Here is a 17,806-nt window from a genome sequence, read left to right as displayed (position 1 = left end):
AATTTATAAATCCATTCTGAGTTAATATGAGTAGTTAGTTTAGTCAATGATATATTAAGGATAATTAATTTATCTATTTATAAAATAGATTCAAGCATCAAGTACGCTATTCGATTTTATTAAAAAATAAAGATTACTTTACAGGAGATAGTAATGATTATTGATAAAATAACAGCATTTACGACTGTTAAAATCGCCTGGGAGATACTTGAAATTCTGCATTTTATGCATGTTGGTCATATAGCGGGCAAAGCCAGTTATAAAGGAGGAAGTTCTGTTAAACACGCCATGCAACACTGCTATCAGGAATGGCAGGATAAAAAAGATCCAACCCAGCGACGCATGCGAAAAGCAGAAACGCCTTACGATTTTAAAGCGATTGGCGATACGACCCAAGCTATTAATGACATTAATACTCAAGTGGAAGCTTATCTAGCTAAACTGAATAGTAGTGTTGAGAATTTACAGCAAGCAAAAGATTGTTTTTCAGATATCCACGATATCTTAACAAAACTCGTTAATGCGTTGAAATCTAATAGTGACGACCAATTCTCAAACCTTTTATTGCAGCTTAAGAGTAAGTTTATATCCTTTAAAGACGAATTTGACAAATTTTCATTTTCGATAAAACCACCACCTCGTCAACTATTATATGTTGCTGATTTGGATGGAAATAAGATGGGCGTAATTAATCAGTATAATAACCGTTTACAAACCATGAAGGATTATTTTGATTTGCTAGAAGAAACGGAACAAAAAATTGCGAATCAGTTTAAGAAAGGCTTTAATGCCATTCCTACATTGCTACCTTCAACAAGCTCAAGTTCTATTTATTCTCCTGAACAATTACAACAAGCCATCACACAGTGCATAGACTCTCCAAAAAATACATCAGAAACAATGCTTGCAATTTTTAAAAACGATACAGAACTTGCGATTACCTGCGCCGATATCGTCAAGTTATTTGCCTCTTTTCAAAAAATTCACAAAACAATGCAGACTATCTCATTGGAGGACGATCCTGCTTGGTTTTGCTTACTGACTGACGAGAAAGAAATAGAAGAAGTTGGACAGCGTATTTTTCTGCACGCGATGAACGAGGCTAAAATCTCCGATAAAGATAAATTACTCATCGCCAAAATTTTCTTACGTAAACCTGTTCCTACACATTTGATGAAACAAATTGAAGTGGATGAGCTGGCCTATGAGATGGCTGACATTTTACGGCGTTGGCAAATCGAAAAGTGCGAGCAACTCACACAGTTTCTCAGCACGTTGACGAAAGAAGGAGTGCCGTTGCCGTCTAGGAAACAAGATCCCGATGGACGGCTAGAGTGGGAATTATTAGAGTGGCTCAAAACTCAAAGAGAAGAGCAACATTCAATCGATTTATTTAAAACGATCTTAGTTTCACCCTGTTGTTTTAGCCAATGCAGCATAGAATCGGCGCGTACTCAGCTCAAAGATTTATCACTTGCTGAAAATATCGATATCCTTATTCAAAAACATCTGACCAGTCACTGGGGTGCTATTTGGGAAAAAAGTGATAACTTGATCCAGTTACCATTAAAGTTTAAGACAGATATTCTACCAACAGATCGCATGAAGCCAGATACATCGGAAAAACCTAACGTTGTTTCTTCTGTGATCCAGGAATTAGCCACTAAGCTCATGACCGATCTTGAAAAATTAAAAGTAGAACTAGTGAAGAGTCGACCCAAATATTCAAAGAAATTAAAAGAATTTAACCCAGAAAAAGAGCAAGCTATCGCAATACAAAAAGATCAAGAACATGAAAATGGAGTAGAACGTATTAAGCAACTCCAGAGCAGTATTCAGGATATTGATTCTTCTTTAGACAGTAGTTTAGCGCATTATCTGTATCAGCCTAAAGCGATCAATCCCATTGATAAGGCTAGACAAGTGCCGACCATTGATGATTTATCTTACGTGATTTATAAAGGTGTGGATCCAAATAGTATTTGCCAGTGGAAAACCCATTATCAAAACGTTCCCCAAAACGATAAACTGATGCATTATTTTACGCCGGATCAGCAACAAGATGAAACTAGAGCGAAAGCTTGGCTTTACGCTTGTACCATCTGTCAAGTCAATGCGATGCCTGCATTTTCTCACTTATTTACTACGGATCGCCTCTTAGCGTTAGAAAACACACCTGAATCACAGGCCGCTATTAAAAATACTCTTTCAATACAAGTTTTTTTCAAAGACCCTAAGAAAATATTGTCTATCGCTACTAACAGTAAAGCATTGAATGGAGTGACACCGAAAACGGTGGAAGAAACAGAAACTGCTTTTCAGCAATTGCAGGATTACTATGTGTTAGCGTTAGTGAGAGTGCATCCAGAGTACCGCAATCAATTACCGTTCGGAGAACAATTGAAATGCTTAGTGAAAAATTTATTTAAAGTGGGTCAGGAAATTGGAAAAAATCGGCTGGAACATGTGCAAGTCTATATGGGTGATTTATGTGCTGTATTATCGGGAGAACATGTAGAGGCTATTAACACAGCAATAACTAAATTGAACGAGAATTATAATAGCCTATGTGCAACAGCCAAACGGGCTCATAAAAGTCAGTTATATGCCATCATGGATAAGGCAATAAAGGGTCCTATTGCAGAGATTAAAAGACAGATGGGTGGTCTTTCAAAAGAAATGCCTAAAACACCTTCAGATCTGAATTCGACGGTGAAACAAGTAGAAGAGAAAAAAGAAACATTCAAAGAGTTAGAAAACGAACGTAAAGAAAAAGAAGCCGCACAAGCCCGAGAACAAGAGGAACGCAAAGAGAAAGAAAAGGAACGAGAAGAGAAAGAAAAGGAACGAGAAGAGAAAGAAAAGGAACGAGAAGAGAAAGAAACTGAACGTAAAGAGAAAGAGGCCGCACAAGCTCGAGAAAAAGAGGAGCGCAAAGAGAAAGAAGCGGCGCAAGTTCGAGAACAAGAGGCACAAGCAGAAATAGAACGTCTAAAAGCATTATACGCTGAACTAAAAAAGCAGGTACCTCCACAACCTATCGCAACAGGATCACGGGCAACACTATTTCCTGCACCACAAGCAACTAATACGATGCCTGAGAATCCTGTTTTACCTGAGAATAGCTATGCTCCCTAATACGAATATTTCAGTTGCAGACTCTGCAGAACAGTTGTTGCAACGCAATCCACTTCTCTATCGTTGGGTAACAAATTGTTTTTCGATAGTTAAGATCAAGAGCAACATATGGACACCCGAGTGGATCGAATCCTTGCAAATAGCGCTGAAAAAAGCGAATTCAGAGACCATTAAACAGGGATATAAGCTACTCACTGAAGAATTCAATAGCAAACTGGGGCAGCCATACTCAACCAATGAGAATTCACAAAATGATTGGGTGTCCGCTTTATTGCTACAGTTACTTGCTATGGATGTGTATCGAAAAACCGCTACAGAATGCTGCCACGATCAATTAATGGAATGCCCATCAATGCGATGGACAAACTATGCCAATCGTGTGATAACGATTGTGCCTAAAGAGGTTTATTTAAAGCAGTTGAGCCGATTAGTAGGTGAGGCCGTATCTAAGAAACCCATCGACAGCACAGTAGACTATGTTTTGCTTCAGATTCACCAACACGCACTGAAATTCTGTTTTAAACGATTTTTAAATGGGCTGCGTCATACGACTCAAGATAGTCCACCCCCTGATGAAGAAAATAGTGCCTATCAATCCTATATTCAGATGATTTGTATGCTACATGTTTACATCACTCGAGTATCTAACTTACCACTAAAAGAAAAAGAACGTTTACCGAATCTGTTATTAGAACAATTAAAACAACTGATAGAAGAGACCTGTGAACTGGATTTATCGCCTTCCTGGATGGAGCGTTTAAGGCAATGGATACAACAGTTTTTTGGTAAACTGAAGTTGTTGTATACGACAATACCAAGTACTGTAGAAACCTCTTCTTCAGCATTACTCATCATCAGCCAACAATTACGAAAATCGGCTAAACAAGCCGCTCAAAAAAAAGAATCACACTCCTCAGAATTGATACGAGAACGTTGTTGGTTGTATTTTTCATTGTATGAACAAATCATCACGCAGTACTGGGATAAAGAGAAGTATGCACTGAGCTATCAATCGACGACACTGGCCTTATTTGAAAGCTTTATGAGTACGTTTGCATTTGAGCCGCCGAGTACGTTTGAAAAAGGGATTTTACGTGCGAACCCTCTAAAATCACAGGGATTTTTTACATTCAGCCGAAAGAAAGTAACACCAGAACATTTGGAATGCTTACTGGACACCGCCTTAAATAAACTCTGTGTTGATTTCATCAATAACTGGTTTTATCATGATTACTCTGCTAATAAGGGGTCGATATCCTTATTACATTGGCTGATTTTTCGACAAGAACCTCGTCTCATGGCCAAGATCAAGGCCTATGCAAGCACTGAAGACTATACGCAATTTCGGGGATTAGCTGAAATTCCTTCTTTTGAAAAAGAAACGCTTTATCGTTTTGTTCAAAATGCTCATAAAGATTTTTGCATCGATTTAAATCTAATGACACGAATGATCGTAAGCATTTGGTTAAAAAAAATTGGAGTCAGTGTCTCTCACTATTATTTAGCCAATAGTTTATTAAAGCCAGAGCGCTGGTTATATCAGACAAACCCCGTCGCATCGGTGCCCTGGAAAGACACTATTCCTAACCTTGCCTGGGTTCTATTGCATGCGGTTGAGCGTTTAGGTGTTGGCTTATATTTTTTCCCACCAATACAACAACGCTGGTCTGTTTTTCAAGAAGCGAGGACAGAACATTCAGGCAGCATTGCAGAATTTGTATATCAGCAGGATAAGCAAATTGCAGCAATCCTTAACAAATTATTCTTGACGTTTCACTTAGACCACGAATCTGAAGCTAAACGAAATGATCCTATGCTAAAGGATTGGGCACAGAACTATATTCCTTATATTAAATCTGCCAAACAGACCTTACGAAAATTCAGAGCACGAGATCCCAATGAATTACAAAGTCTCGATGCAAAAAAGGAAGCCGAATCATTATTAAATGAACTGAAAGACATTGTGCTCTATTGTATGCATTGTGATGTTAAATACGTGCGATGTATGCTCGAAGATGATCCTGATATCTCATCTAAGTTAAGTGAGCTTAGGCAATTACACGTCGAGAGGAGCAGAACACGCAAAGAAATAGAAGAAATAAACAAAAGGACAGAGGAAATATGCAAAGAGACAAAAGAAATACGCAAAGAGACAAAAGAAATACGCAAAGAGACAAAAGAAATACGCAAAGAGACAGAAACTGAACGTAAAGAGAAAGAAGCTGCACAAGCTCGAGAACAAGAGGAGCGCAAAGAGAAAGAGGCTGCACAAGCTCGAGAACAAGAGGCACGCAAAGAGAAAGAAGCGGTGCAAGCGGAGATAGAACATCTAAAAGCATTATTAGCAGAACAAGAAGGACAGATACAACCACAACCTAGCATAGTTGGATCACGGGGAATTTTATTTCACGCCGCAACTACATCCCAAGCATCGACTACTGCCGCGCAAGATACAGAGAAAGCAGGATCAAGTAACTCAGCTTTTCCAAATAGATAAGGCTTTTAAGCGTCACAAAAAAGCCCAAAAAGCTCGAAAAAGCTTTGTCAAAACCCAAACGTAAGTCATTGATTTTACAGGGGTGTATACGGCTCAAAATGGCACTTTCTTTTATCACCACAACCTTAAAAATTCATCTTTTTTCATATAGTTACGCGTTTTATAGCACCAAACTCTTAATCTATTGGTCGATGGTTCGACCCCATCACGGCCCACCAGTAATCTCCTTTAAAATCAAGGACTTAACCATATCCCTTCTATCCTTGTAACGGCACCTGTACCAAATTTGTACCAGCAATCCTTTCTGCTGCTCGTTTAAGTTGATCACTATTTAAATGAGCATAGCGTAGAACCATCTTAAATGAAGTCCACCCTCCGAGTTGTTGTAACTCTTGTAATGAAGTTCCATTTTGTACATGCCACGAAGCCCAAGTATGACGTAGATCATGCCAACGAAAATTTTCTATTCCTGCTCGCTTTAAGGCTTTTTTCCAAGCTTTAGTATTACACTGTTTGATCGGAACATTCTTATAAGTAAAAACAAATTCTGAATGCTTAAACAGTTGTTTTCGTAGAATAGAAATAGCATCTGCATTTAAAGGAACAGCTATCGATATTTTTGTTTTAGATTGACTTGCAGGAATAACTGCATGTCGTTTATCTAAGTCAACATCTTTCCATCGTAGATTTAAAACATTCGCTTGTCTCAATCCAGTTGCTAAAGAAAAAGTAACCAAGTCAGCTAAGTGCGAAGGTAATTCTTTGATAAGTCTCATGGCCTCTGTTTTAGATAACCAACGTTCACGCTCTTCTCCCTCATAACGCATAGAAACAACAGGAACCTTATCAATCCATTTCCATTCGCGTTCAGCTTTTTGAAGAATTGATCTAATCAGAGCCAATAGTCTATTCACTGTAGCAGAAGCTACACCTTGACTTTCTCGGATAGTTGCAATTTCTTCAATCATTTGATTATCAATTTCACTTAACTTTTTATTCCTTAAATACGGAGTTAACCAAGCAAGATTAAATTTATCGTGATTAAGGCTTCGTTTATGTGCTGATACCTTTAACCATTTAACAACTGCCTCTTGCCAAGTACGTTCAGGCTTTTCACCTAATTTAACTTGGCGCCACAAGTCAGCTTTTAACTGATCATGTAATTCTTGCGCTGCTAGTTTGTTTGAAGTCCCAGTAGATCGTTGTATTCTCTTTCCATTGTGAGAAAGTCTGATCCACCAGATGTTATTTTACGTTTACAGAGTGACATAATTTATTTCTCCTCTTGTTGAAGTCACCCTGCGATGGATCTGTGTATTTTTTATAGAAATAGTGCTTGAATAGCTAGAGACGATTCCACGTACCCTGGATCCACTAGCTTGGATAATACTATCCTGTACCTCTACAGAGGAACCGTCAGCGTAAATGCCTGATGGGACGCCGCTACCATCAATTACCTGGATCTGAGTATTCTTTACAAAATTTGAAGTTTTATTTTTGTAAAAATAAATCCCAGTGGCATTCCGTCCTTTAGCAGTCACTCGACTGTTCAAGACACTACTAGAAGTACCGTTCATATTAAGAGCATATTTAGAGGAAAAAATATCACTGTTATTAATTATAGTATTTTGCCCGTTATCTACTATTCCTAAGGTAAAGGTATTTCTGGTATTACCAATTTGACTGTTATTGATAACATTGTTATTGCCCCCGTTAATGAGCACACCGGTGTCATCAGCTGTATCAGTGGTGGATAAAAGGGTAATGCTATCCAGCGTATTATTGCCCGGAAGAATAAAGGCGCCGTTAAATATGGAACGTTCTGTACCACTTACAGGATGACTGTAATCTGCGGTACGCGAGTGAATACTTTGACCCATTTGTAAGGTGACGGGACTAGTTCCACCCGGAACATTTAAAGCATTATAATTGCCGCCATTGAAATACATCACCGTATTAGGAAGCAAATTATTTAATTGACTAGCACCGGCATCTGTTAGATCGGTAGGTCCACAAGGATTTTCAAAGGTGCAATTGGCTAGCACTAATCCATTACCGCCTTTATAAACCCACATCGTTGACTTGCTTATATTGGAACGACCCACTTCATTTCGGATCCGGTATCGGTATCGGATCCAGTATCGGTGTCGGATCCGGTATCGGTGTCGGTATCGGATCCGGTGTCGGTGTCGGTATGTTCCACGGCATTTCTTGGGCGCCTAAAAACTGTTTATTGGTATGAGCTGGGATGAATGAACCTTGTCCAAGTTCAGCCAAATGACGTTCCACCGGGTCAGTCATGCGTTCCTCTAGGGTTGGGTTAGCGCGGTATCGATGAGTTCCTCCAAATTCTAATCCTAACCCGATAGCATACGTACTCTGATGCAGCTTATCGTAGGTGTAACTACCCATAACCTTCAAATAACTATCCAACCAATATTCCAAACCTACTGCTCCACCCCAAATATTATTGCTTTGCGCGGGTGTAAAAAAATAGCTTCCTAAATAACCTTTCCAAGATGAGTTTGGGAAAAGTTGGTAACCAAATTTAATATCACCCCCACAACCAACATATTGATCGGCTTGAAAAATATTAACACGTTCCGAATGCCCAGAAAAATAAGGTAAGCCAGCATCACTGCCCACGATATAATGACGATCGCCAGCAGGGATATAAACATTTAAGTGTGTATCCCAACGAGAGGCTAAAATTTCTACACCTGGATTGATAATATATAAACGCGCATTATTGTTGATGCGACTATAGCCTCCAAAAAGATAGCCTCCATAAATAACGGCCTTGTTTGGAATCCAGCGATAGCCTAAACCTACATCTAACTCACCTTGGCTGTTCGTAGCATAAGAAAGTACAGGGTTTATATAGAGATTATGTGTACTGTCTCCCTGCAAAGACAACATCAAGTCTGTTTGAGCTACCGCATGATTACTCGCATACACATTAACAGATAAGCGAGGGGGGGGGAAGTGTGAAGTTAGCATGAGCAAACTCTGTCACGCTCAATAAAACAGTTATAATAACTAATTTTTTGGATAACATGTCTTTTTATTATTATTATTAATTAACAAATAACTACCACTTTGGAGCATAACATGATAGTAACTATTAGTATATAAATTGTATCATAGCGCTTCAACATGTTGTTATGCTCACGAAAAATTTCGGTCGTCGTGCTCTTCCCTCCTCGAAATTTGTTTATATCACTTCACTAAACTTAAGCTGCTATATGTCCTACGTCGGACATGCAGTCACCCCTTCAGAGTTGACACCTGTTGCTTTCATTAATTCATATATTGATTCTGAATCATTCATTAACAATATTCCCAATATGAAAAAATAAGTATAATAAAAAATATAATATCAATTATCGGAAGATAGATAATTAAAAGTATTTTTAATCCATTAATAATGGATTTTGAAACGGTATATAACATCCTATTGTTGATCCTTTACCTTCTTCACTTTCTACAAAAATTTCACCGCTGAGATTATCTACAAATTGTTTCACGATACTTAATCCTAGGCCCGCTCCTTTATAAATACCCTTATAAGAAGGAGACAGTCGATTAAATCGAGTGAATATCTCTTCTCACTTATCCACAGGTATACCAATCCCTGTATCACTAACAGAAATTTCTATAATGCTTTTTTTTAAATCTTTCTTTTTTATATTAACTTTTAATTCTACTTTTCCTTTTTCAGTAAATTTTATAGCATTTGTGACTAACTCTAATGCGATACGATGTACTTGTATCGGGTCACTGATGAAATAAGGATAAGCAAGAATATTTTTATCGTAAATTAAATCTAATTCTATACCTTTAGTCATAGCGGCTAATTTGTTTATATCGATAACGGATACCATTTCCTCCATCAAATTAAGTTTTCTTTTCTGAAATACACCATGGGCGTTATCAGCCACCTTGATAGCTTCAAGTAATTTATTATGATACTCCAAAAACTCTTCAGTAGATAAAACCAAATCTTGTGTATATTCCTTTATTTTATTAATATCGTTTGTTGAATGAACAAGTTGAGCAAATCCTACTATCCCTGAAAAAGGTGTACGAATATCATGGCGAGCATTTTCTAATAGCGCTTGCTTGGCTAGCTCTGCTTTTTTCTTATCCGTAATATCAAGACTCACAATTAAAATACCCATACAATGTGAATTATCGTATAAGGGTTGTTTAATCGAAAGGTAGTACCTTTCTTTGAATTGTTCTTCAATAATGGTACGCTCTTTTTTTATCATCACGTTTTTACAATCTTCCCAAGTTATCGGATCTACCTGCGCGGCGTTCATATGGCCCGATGAAATCTTAGAAACAGACCCGTTATTTTGAACAATATAATCTCCTTGAGAATCAATCACGCTATAATTAAGTCCTAAAACATCAAAAATAGACGCCAGTAAAGTCGATGACTTAATCAGATTGAGGTTATTTTCGAGGGGATGCATGCTTAACCTCCTCCTGATTAGTAGTGGCGACTCCTTCTAAGGAAGTATTTGATAATGCTTTTTTAAAAAAGGTAATTTGCTTTGATTTACCTACGATACCGATACTTTCTAATTTACTCGCTAATTTCAGTACTTCTTCTTTAATCGCTTTTTCTTCCTCTAAAAAAACCGCGTGACTGGATGACGGTTTTCCTGCCGGTACTTTTTTACGGGACAATGATGTTTCCGCTTTACTGTAAAACGCATAACCGTGGTAATGAATATTCGTTTTAAAATAGCGGGTCACAAAGTCAACCGCCGCATTGAGTTCATTGCTGGGGTAACTAACATGTGCATTCTTTAAAAGAATAAACACCGTACACTCTTCAAAAAGATAGTTTTTTGCTGAGGCTTCATCGGCTTTAGGGGCATGCCGCTTGACCAAATTACCTATGATCGTTTTAAACGCATCGTTGCTTTCATGCAATGAGATGACCTCTGCATAAGTAATTTCATAATCCGGATGATTAACCCATTCATTCCAATGGCTTATTTCATAGACTGTACCCTTATCCAAACACGTTAAAGCGGCTTCATTCTCTCGTTTCCAGATTTCACCTCCCTTTTTAGCAGATTCAGTACCGATATAATGTCTTTGTAAAAAACAACTTAAAAGTACCTTGATTTTTTTTATTTTCAAATCCGTTTCATTATGTCGATTAATCAGATCAATAACTCAAAAACGAGTAAGTGGAAAGCAAGAAAAATTACCTGACTTAAAAAAAATCAACCGCATATAGCTAACTGAAGGAGTGGTTAGCTCATTTAGACACGAACTTTACTAACTTCTTTTTCAGCATCTTAAAAAAGATAATAACTCAGAAAAAAATAAATTATTCTTACTATGAGCAGGTATATTCTTCTAACAACTAAATTTTTAGCCTCTATCAAAAGACTGATTTTTGAGAGATACAATATTTCATCTAAAATGGATGCGAATGTTTCCATGCTAAGCGACTTAACAACAAATGCTTTTTCACCAGCTTGCATACACCTAGATTTCAAAAAATTTAATTAACCTTAGTCGGAGCTATATTACTTTCTTTTTCGAATGGAAAGTCCAATATCGGTGTATAAGAAAATTCCAAATTAATACAACCATCGACGTTAATACTTGGCTTAACACATAAGGGTAATGCCTTAAAAGAAAAGCCATCATTACAAAATTAACAAATAAACCAAAAAGTGAGTTGATTGAGAAACGTAATACAGCTTGCCGATGCGGCAAGGTACTTTTAAATGTAAAGTAATGATTAAGAAGATAATTAATCAGTGCCCCTCCTAGGTAACCTAGAGTAGAAGCAACGATAGGTTTTACAGAAAAAAGCTCTACTAATCCTATTAAAATAGAAAACTGAACTAAAGCTGAGGATGCACCTACAATAAAGAAACGCGAAAATTGCCAAAATAATGCTTTCATAAAAACCGCTTTACTTATAGCATCCTGCTAAAATTGCTAAAAAAAAGTAAACACCGCCAATAACCGCAAAGCTTAACATAAAATGTCCTTCTGCTTGTATCAGAGTACCCATCATAATGCCAATCAGGTTGCCTAACTTTAACGCCGTATTACCTAAGCCCACTGCTTTCGCTCTACTCTCATCCCCAATACCTTTTAATAAAAAGCTAAAAAGTAAGAGAGAAATAATCCCTAAACTTATTCCCCAAAATAAACTCACCGCAAAAGCAAGATAGGATTTGCTAATAAAAGCAAAGCCCCACTGGGCTAAACCGCTTAATAGTAGCGCAACAATCAGTAACCCTATCCCGCCATACTGACCTGGTTTATTATCGATAATACGTCCTAAGATCGAAGTCGTTAGAGACATGGTTAAAGCCATCGTCGCATAAATAAACCCCAAGGTTAAATTATCCGCATGTAACTGCTCTGCAACATATAAAGCAAAAAAAGGTGCCGACATCCAACGTGCAGCTTGGGTACTACAAATTAATAAGAGTAATAAGTTTTGTTTACCTTCATCAAGAAAAAATCTTTTTTGTCGGCTTGATACGGATGCTCGTATCGATTGAAGCGGATTTTCTTTGAGAAAATTAGCTAAAACGAATGAAAGTAATAAACAAACGCAACCCGCAGAAATAAAAATCGATAAGTATCCATAATAATGTGAAATAATCCCACCACATATAGGCCCCACGATGCTTCCCATCGCTGTCGCTGCTTGTAAACGCCCGACTATTTGACTATGTGTATTGGTGGGCGTTATCGAAAGTGACCAGGCTTGTGCCGCCGCAGTAAATCCTGCCAATCCCCCTTGTATTAATCGAATAGTAAAAATAGCCCAGGGATTAGCAAAAAAAAATAAACCCCATTGCGTAGCAGCCAATGCAAATCCAGCACGCAATATCATTTTTTTATAACCTATAAATTCTCCAATTTTTGTCCATAATAATGTGGTCAAAATAGTTGTTAGTAACGGCGCCATATAAATAGCGCCGCTCCAGTATTGTAATGAACGTGGATTAAATAAATGAAACGAAGATAAAATAAGCGGCCAATATGGATCACTCATATCTAACGCTAAAATAATAATAAATTGGGAAAAAACAACCAACCGTACTTGTAAATACCAGAGATCTTTTTCAATTTCCATTGTTTATACAAATAAAGGATTTGATATCGAAGAAAATAAACTATGCTTAGTTTTTTCTAAACGCATGCGTAATAGCGCTTTCAGTGACCAATTTTCTTTTAAAATTGCATTATATTCTTCGTCCCAGACTGATTTTTCAAGCCTTCCTTTTAACTGTTCAAAACGTTGGCAGCTAACGTTTCTCACTATGTCCCAAAAACAAGCTTCATCACAAGAAAAGAATTCAGCTAATAGCAATATTAATTCCCCTAAGTGAATTTGATACGCGGTATATAATAATTGATTACGTACAATAGATTTATTTTCAGTTAAAGTAGGTGAACCTGGATAAGCCTTATATTTAAATCCCCTTGCTTCTAAGGTAGGACCGTGAACTCTAATTCCTGCAAAATCTCGGGCAATTATCCGTTTAATAGAGGCATCTTGAAATAATGCCAACGTATTTTGTTGATGCCCTTCTAAAGCAATACCATAGATCAAGTACAGATCTAGATATCCTCCTAATACTATATCGACATAATTATAGAAATAATCCAATGCATCCTCATAGTTCAAACATCCTGCCGTTTGCACTAATTCTACAAAAAAACTTCTATTATTAGGTGATATTTTTTCAAATAAAGTAGCAACTACTATAGCAGTTTCATTCTCTTGTAAATAATTATTGATATTTTCACGAAAAATCACCGTAAAATTCTTTGATTTTTCTTCATGTATATTTTTTAAATGCAGCCCATAATACTCCGGCAAAATAAACAACCTATCAGAAAAATTATTTTCTTTTATTAAAATCTCCTCTAAAATAGAGGTAATTTTGGGTGTATTTTCTGTAGAGGCGTTTGTTATCGTTCTAACAACACTGGTTGCCTGTACTGCTACTGACAATTTAACATACGGTGCATTCAAATATTCAATGGGCGATAAGGTACGAAAAGATAAAGTTGGGCTCATACTTATCGTAACATTTTTAAATAAAAGAATAATTTTTTCTTGAATATCATCTGCAAATAAATCATGAATGACATGCTTAGCTTGCCACGGGTGAACAGGAAACGGTAGATAATCGTTTACATTTAAATCTAGCTTATGTAGCTCTGTTAGCCACTCTTCAAAAATATTAGGGTAATATTTTGCAAACCAATGTCTAAAATTTGGCTTTTCTTTTGACTTTTCGACGTGTAAGTAATTTTTATGTACAGCCGATAAGTAAATACAAACTTTTGGAGAAAATTCTGGGGAATACTTAAAAACATCCTCTATAGAAAAACCCAGTTTGGTTTTTGCACACGGATGATAAGGATGGCCATTAAATGCAGCTATTTGCTCAAATCTAAGTGATGCATTTTTTATATTTTTATAGAGATAAAAAACATAAGACAACGTATTATAGTGTTTTTTTTTATTTTTTTCCGAAAAAACATCGCCTTTGAGCTTAAGTTTTTCCCGATTAGACAGCACGGCATTCTGCAAATGGTTAGCAATCTCGTTGTATACTTTACTCCACTGATCCAGATTTAATGTTTTCTCCAATTCGAGTTTAACTATCTCAAGCAACATCAAGGGATCAGTAATAAATTGTCTTGAAAAATTTTCTTTATTTATCAACACCAAGGTATCGAAACTTGTAAATCGCAATAAAGAAAATAATTTTACGTTATTCACATATAAAAAATAATTTGAATGCGAAAAATCAAAAATTAAATTATTATTTTGATAACGATATGGAAAAATTTTTTCTCTTAAAAAAGCTAATAAAAGTTGCCTCAAGGAATTTTTATTAACCTCTAGCATATCCTCGCTTAAAAAAAAGTTATCGTTATCTCGATAAACTTTCTCTTTTTCAAATAACTTTACCTGCTGCGAAGCAATTTCTTGCATCTGCATAACAACCACCTACCTTATATCATAAAATAAAAACTACCAATCCCTATGTAATCATTATTATTCATGGTTTTACATTTGAGTCAAGAATTGATTAATGGACTTGTTTTCTTATCTAATTAATATATCTTTAATTTATCTTTTGCAATTAAGGGAGAAAATTAATGTCTACGCTATTTATTTTTCTACTTTTATTGTTATTTTTCTACTTTTATTGCTTACCATCCTGTTTGGAGTATTCTGTTATAAAAAACTAAATTTCTTAACCGGCTTAATTACCTTATTTATTTTTCTACTAATAGGGAATGGATTTATTCCTTTTTATTTATTAAAATCCCTACAAATCTACAAAGAACCCCAAATTATCAAATGGAAAAAAAGTAATACCATTGTCGTTTTAGGGGCGGGCACTAGCAAACCAGTTGGTTCAGATGAGACAAAACCTAGTTTAATGGCCTTTTCACGCATTACAACCGCGGCTACGTTGTATCACAATTGCAAAATCAATTCATCACACTGCCACATCCTAATTAGTGGCGGCGATCCACAACATAATGGAAAAACCGAGGCAGCGACTTATAGAGAGACATTAATAAACTTAGGTATCAAGGATTCTGATATTCAATTAGAGCCAGATAGTAAAAATACTTTCCAGAATACTAAATTTATCAGTACTTTATTAGAACAACAACCTAGCAACCAAATATTACTCGTCAGCTCAGGGTTAACCCTAAGACGGGCACTGTTATATTTTTCCTATTTTAATATTTATCCCATTCCTGTTGCATCAGATTTTATTACGATTCCTTTCAGTAAATTTCCATTAGCCTATAATCTTGCTATAAATGATTTTGCTGTGCATGAAATAATTGGCATTGCCCAGTTTTATATTTATAACTTTTTCGGATGGGATGAGAATAAAACCATTATCAATAAAAACAGTTGAGTTATGGGACTCCCGGTTTTTAATGGTCGGAAGTATATTCAAAGGCTTTTTTTAAACCCAGCAAAACTAACTCTGGAATGAGAATATCAAATAATTCTTTTCCTTCATAAAGTTGAGAAAAACCACCTGTACCAATCACTTTTACTTCTTCCCCAGAAAAAACTTCTTTTTTAAACCCTAAAATAAGTTCTTTCAGCGCGCCCAGATGCCCATAATAAAGCCCACTTTGTATACTCTCTCGTGTGGTCTTACCTATATAAGAGACAGGCTCCTCTATATTGACTGCCATAAGCTTAGCCGTATTATTTTTTAAAGCCTCCATACAAAGCCTCATCCCAGGCAAAATAGCGCCACCTAAATAATCACGATTTGCTCTAATCGCACATAATGTTGTTGCTGTTCCCATATCAACGACAATAAGAGACTTCTCAGGAAAAACTGCAATAGCCCCAATTGCATTGGCAATTCGATCAGCGCCTACCTCATTCGGATTTTTACAGCGAATATTCAATCCTGTTTTAATCCCTGGCTGTAATAGAAAACATTGCGCTTCTTTAAAATACTGAGAAAAACAATGCTTTAGCGTATAATCGTAATTGGGTACAACAGACGATAAAGCAATTGCTGCTATTTTCGCAGGGTTAAGGCCATGGACTTTCAGAATACTAATCAAAAAAATACCAAACTGATCGGCACTTCCCAGTAAAGAGGTAGCGTATCGAAATCGAAAAATAAGTTTATCTTTTTTTCTTCCCTGCTCAAAGACACCACCTAACATATGTGTATTGCCTATATCTAAACATAACAACATGAATCACCTATATACTCGCTCGCCACTAGTTAGTTAAATAAGGCCGAGCGATTTCTGAAGAAGTTTAATATACTCATAGCAAAGGATTTTTTAGCAAGGGGCCACGCAAACGAAGCCACCGCAGTGTATACAACATACATGAGGACGGCGAGTTGAACGAGGGCACAGCCAAAATTTTAGTACGAAAAGTATAATCTTAGCACTAGAAATAGTACCCTACTATACTTAAAATACCCTCACCATGACAATCACTCAGCAAAAAAGAGCTTACCCCGATAAAACGCAAGCAGGGCCAATTAGACTCGATCACAATGAAAATCCACTGGGGCCCAGCCCATTAGCAATAAAAGCGGCTCAACAAGCGTTATTAAACTGCCACCGTTACCCCGACAATCATGGATCCGCTTTAAAAATAAGTTTAGCCACACATTTAAGCATCTCTCCCGACCTTATCACACTTGGGAATGGCTCAGAAGGGTTATTAGAATTACTAAGCAACACCTATTTAACAACGAAAAATTCTGCGGTATTACCCAACTATTCCTTTATAGGCATCAAAAAAATTATCCAGCACACGGGCACACAACTTAGAATTGCTACTAATACTTACCAATATACGACTACTGAACACATTCTAGCGGCTGTTGAACCCACTACAAAAATAATTTTTATTGTAAACCCCAACAATCCTACAGGAACTTATATCAGCTCGCTTGATTTAAACCGTTTACTAGAACAGCTACCTTCGCATATATTCGCCGTTATCGATGAGGCGTATGCTGAATACGTTGAAGACACCGACTATCCCAACACAATCAAATTTTTGTCTACCTACCCCAATTTGATAATTAGCAGAACCTTCTCTAAATTCTATGGCTTAGCAGGATTACGCTTGGGCTATCTCATTAGCCATCCCAAAATCGCAAAGCATTTAAACAGCCTATGTTTACCATTTTCAGTTAATTCTATTGCTTTAGCCGCCGCACAGGCCTCGCTATATGACCACGCCCACATGAAGTTAAGCCTTGCAGTAAATCAGCAAGGTCGCAAACAGCTCATGCAAGGCCTAAAAAAGCTATCGCTTACTATGATTCCCTCCCATACCAACTTCATTTGTGTAAACTTACAGAAAAACAGCTTAGCTATTTATAAACAGCTTGTAAGTGATGACATATACGTAAGACCTTTATATGATTATGAGCTACCCAATCATTTACGTATCTCTATTGGCTTAAAAGACCAGAATCAACGGCTTTTAGAAGCACTTTATAAAATCCTACCCCAGGAACTCTAAAAGCGTGGCCATCATCGTGCAATGGAAGGCACTCTCTTGCTTCCCTGGTAGTGGGGTACACCCTGAACACCTGATTTTGTTTGAAACAAGGGTATCTAAGCTTATTT

The 17,806-nt window shown here is 36.8% G+C and carries 12 protein-coding genes and 1 pseudogene; 4 read left to right on the top strand and 9 right to left on the bottom strand.

Annotation, left to right across the window (positions count from 1 at the left end):
• Positions 1-153 precede the first annotated feature (153 nt).
• Together DMP02_RS01100 and DMP02_RS01095 are read left to right on the top strand one after the other, a co-directional pair.
• Positions 154-3,138, top strand: a complete 2,985-nt coding sequence (locus DMP02_RS01100; RefSeq protein WP_126322275.1) for a hypothetical protein — start codon at positions 154-156, stop codon at positions 3,136-3,138.
• Positions 3,128-5,635 carry a hypothetical protein gene (locus DMP02_RS01095; protein WP_126322274.1) on the top strand — a complete coding sequence of 836 codons (2,508 nt, stop codon included), beginning with the start codon at positions 3,128-3,130 and terminating at the stop codon, positions 5,633-5,635. The genes DMP02_RS01100 and DMP02_RS01095 overlap by 11 nt, the downstream gene beginning before the upstream one ends.
• Before the next feature lie 257 nt (positions 5,636-5,892).
• Here the strand turns inward: DMP02_RS01095 and DMP02_RS01090 are convergent, their stop codons facing one another.
• From DMP02_RS01090 to DMP02_RS01050, 8 genes and pseudogenes are all read right to left on the bottom strand, one after another.
• A complete protein-coding gene (locus tag DMP02_RS01090) occupies positions 5,893-6,879 on the bottom strand; it encodes a tyrosine-type recombinase/integrase (protein ID WP_126322273.1) in 987 nt (328 codons plus the stop codon).
• Positions 6,880-6,891: 12 nt separating this feature from the next.
• Positions 6,892-7,740: a hypothetical protein gene (locus DMP02_RS01085; protein ID WP_126322272.1), complete on the bottom strand. Its 849-nt coding sequence runs from the start codon at positions 7,738-7,740 to the stop codon at positions 6,892-6,894.
• A gap of 1 nt (position 7,741) precedes the next feature.
• A complete protein-coding gene (locus DMP02_RS01080; RefSeq protein ID WP_126322271.1) occupies positions 7,742-8,635 on the bottom strand; it encodes a hypothetical protein in 894 nt (297 codons plus the stop codon).
• A gap of 413 nt (positions 8,636-9,048) precedes the next feature.
• Positions 9,049-9,816: pseudogene (locus DMP02_RS07490) on the bottom strand (sensor histidine kinase).
• A 280-nt stretch (positions 9,817-10,096) separates the two neighbouring features.
• A complete protein-coding gene (locus DMP02_RS01065) occupies positions 10,097-10,795 on the bottom strand; it encodes a hypothetical protein (protein ID WP_126322269.1) in 699 nt (232 codons plus the stop codon).
• Between the two features lie 390 nt (positions 10,796-11,185).
• A complete protein-coding gene (locus tag DMP02_RS01060; RefSeq protein ID WP_126322268.1) occupies positions 11,186-11,575 on the bottom strand; it encodes a GtrA family protein in 390 nt (129 codons plus the stop codon).
• A 10-nt stretch (positions 11,576-11,585) separates the two neighbouring features.
• Complete coding sequence (locus DMP02_RS01055) at positions 11,586-12,767, bottom strand: MFS transporter (RefSeq protein ID WP_126322267.1); 1,182 nt, start codon at positions 12,765-12,767, stop codon at positions 11,586-11,588.
• A 3-nt stretch (positions 12,768-12,770) separates the two neighbouring features.
• A complete protein-coding gene (locus DMP02_RS01050; protein ID WP_126322266.1) occupies positions 12,771-14,651 on the bottom strand; it encodes an IucA/IucC family protein in 1,881 nt (626 codons plus the stop codon).
• Positions 14,652-14,745: 94 nt separating this feature from the next.
• On the opposite strand from DMP02_RS01050, the gene DMP02_RS01045 reads away from it, so the two are divergent.
• A complete protein-coding gene (locus tag DMP02_RS01045) occupies positions 14,746-15,594 on the top strand; it encodes a YdcF family protein (RefSeq protein WP_126322265.1) in 849 nt (282 codons plus the stop codon).
• A 19-nt stretch (positions 15,595-15,613) separates the two neighbouring features.
• On the opposite strand, the gene DMP02_RS01040 is transcribed toward DMP02_RS01045, so the two are convergent.
• Positions 15,614-16,405 (bottom strand): type III pantothenate kinase, encoded by a 792-nt coding sequence (locus DMP02_RS01040; protein ID WP_126322264.1) that lies wholly within the window; start codon positions 16,403-16,405, stop codon positions 15,614-15,616.
• A gap of 241 nt (positions 16,406-16,646) precedes the next feature.
• On the opposite strand from DMP02_RS01040, the gene hisC reads away from it, so the two are divergent.
• Positions 16,647-17,699, top strand: coding sequence for a histidinol-phosphate transaminase (gene hisC / locus DMP02_RS01035; RefSeq protein ID WP_126322263.1), 1,053 nt, complete (start codon positions 16,647-16,649; stop codon positions 17,697-17,699).
• Positions 17,700-17,806 lie beyond the last annotated feature (107 nt).

The organism is Candidatus Rickettsiella viridis, from assembly GCF_003966755.1.
Taxonomy (GTDB): Bacteria; Pseudomonadota; Gammaproteobacteria; order Diplorickettsiales; family Diplorickettsiaceae; genus Rickettsiella_B; species Rickettsiella_B viridis.
The sequence above is the reverse complement of the archived record's forward strand: the minus strand, read 5'-3'. Positions and strand labels throughout refer to the sequence as shown.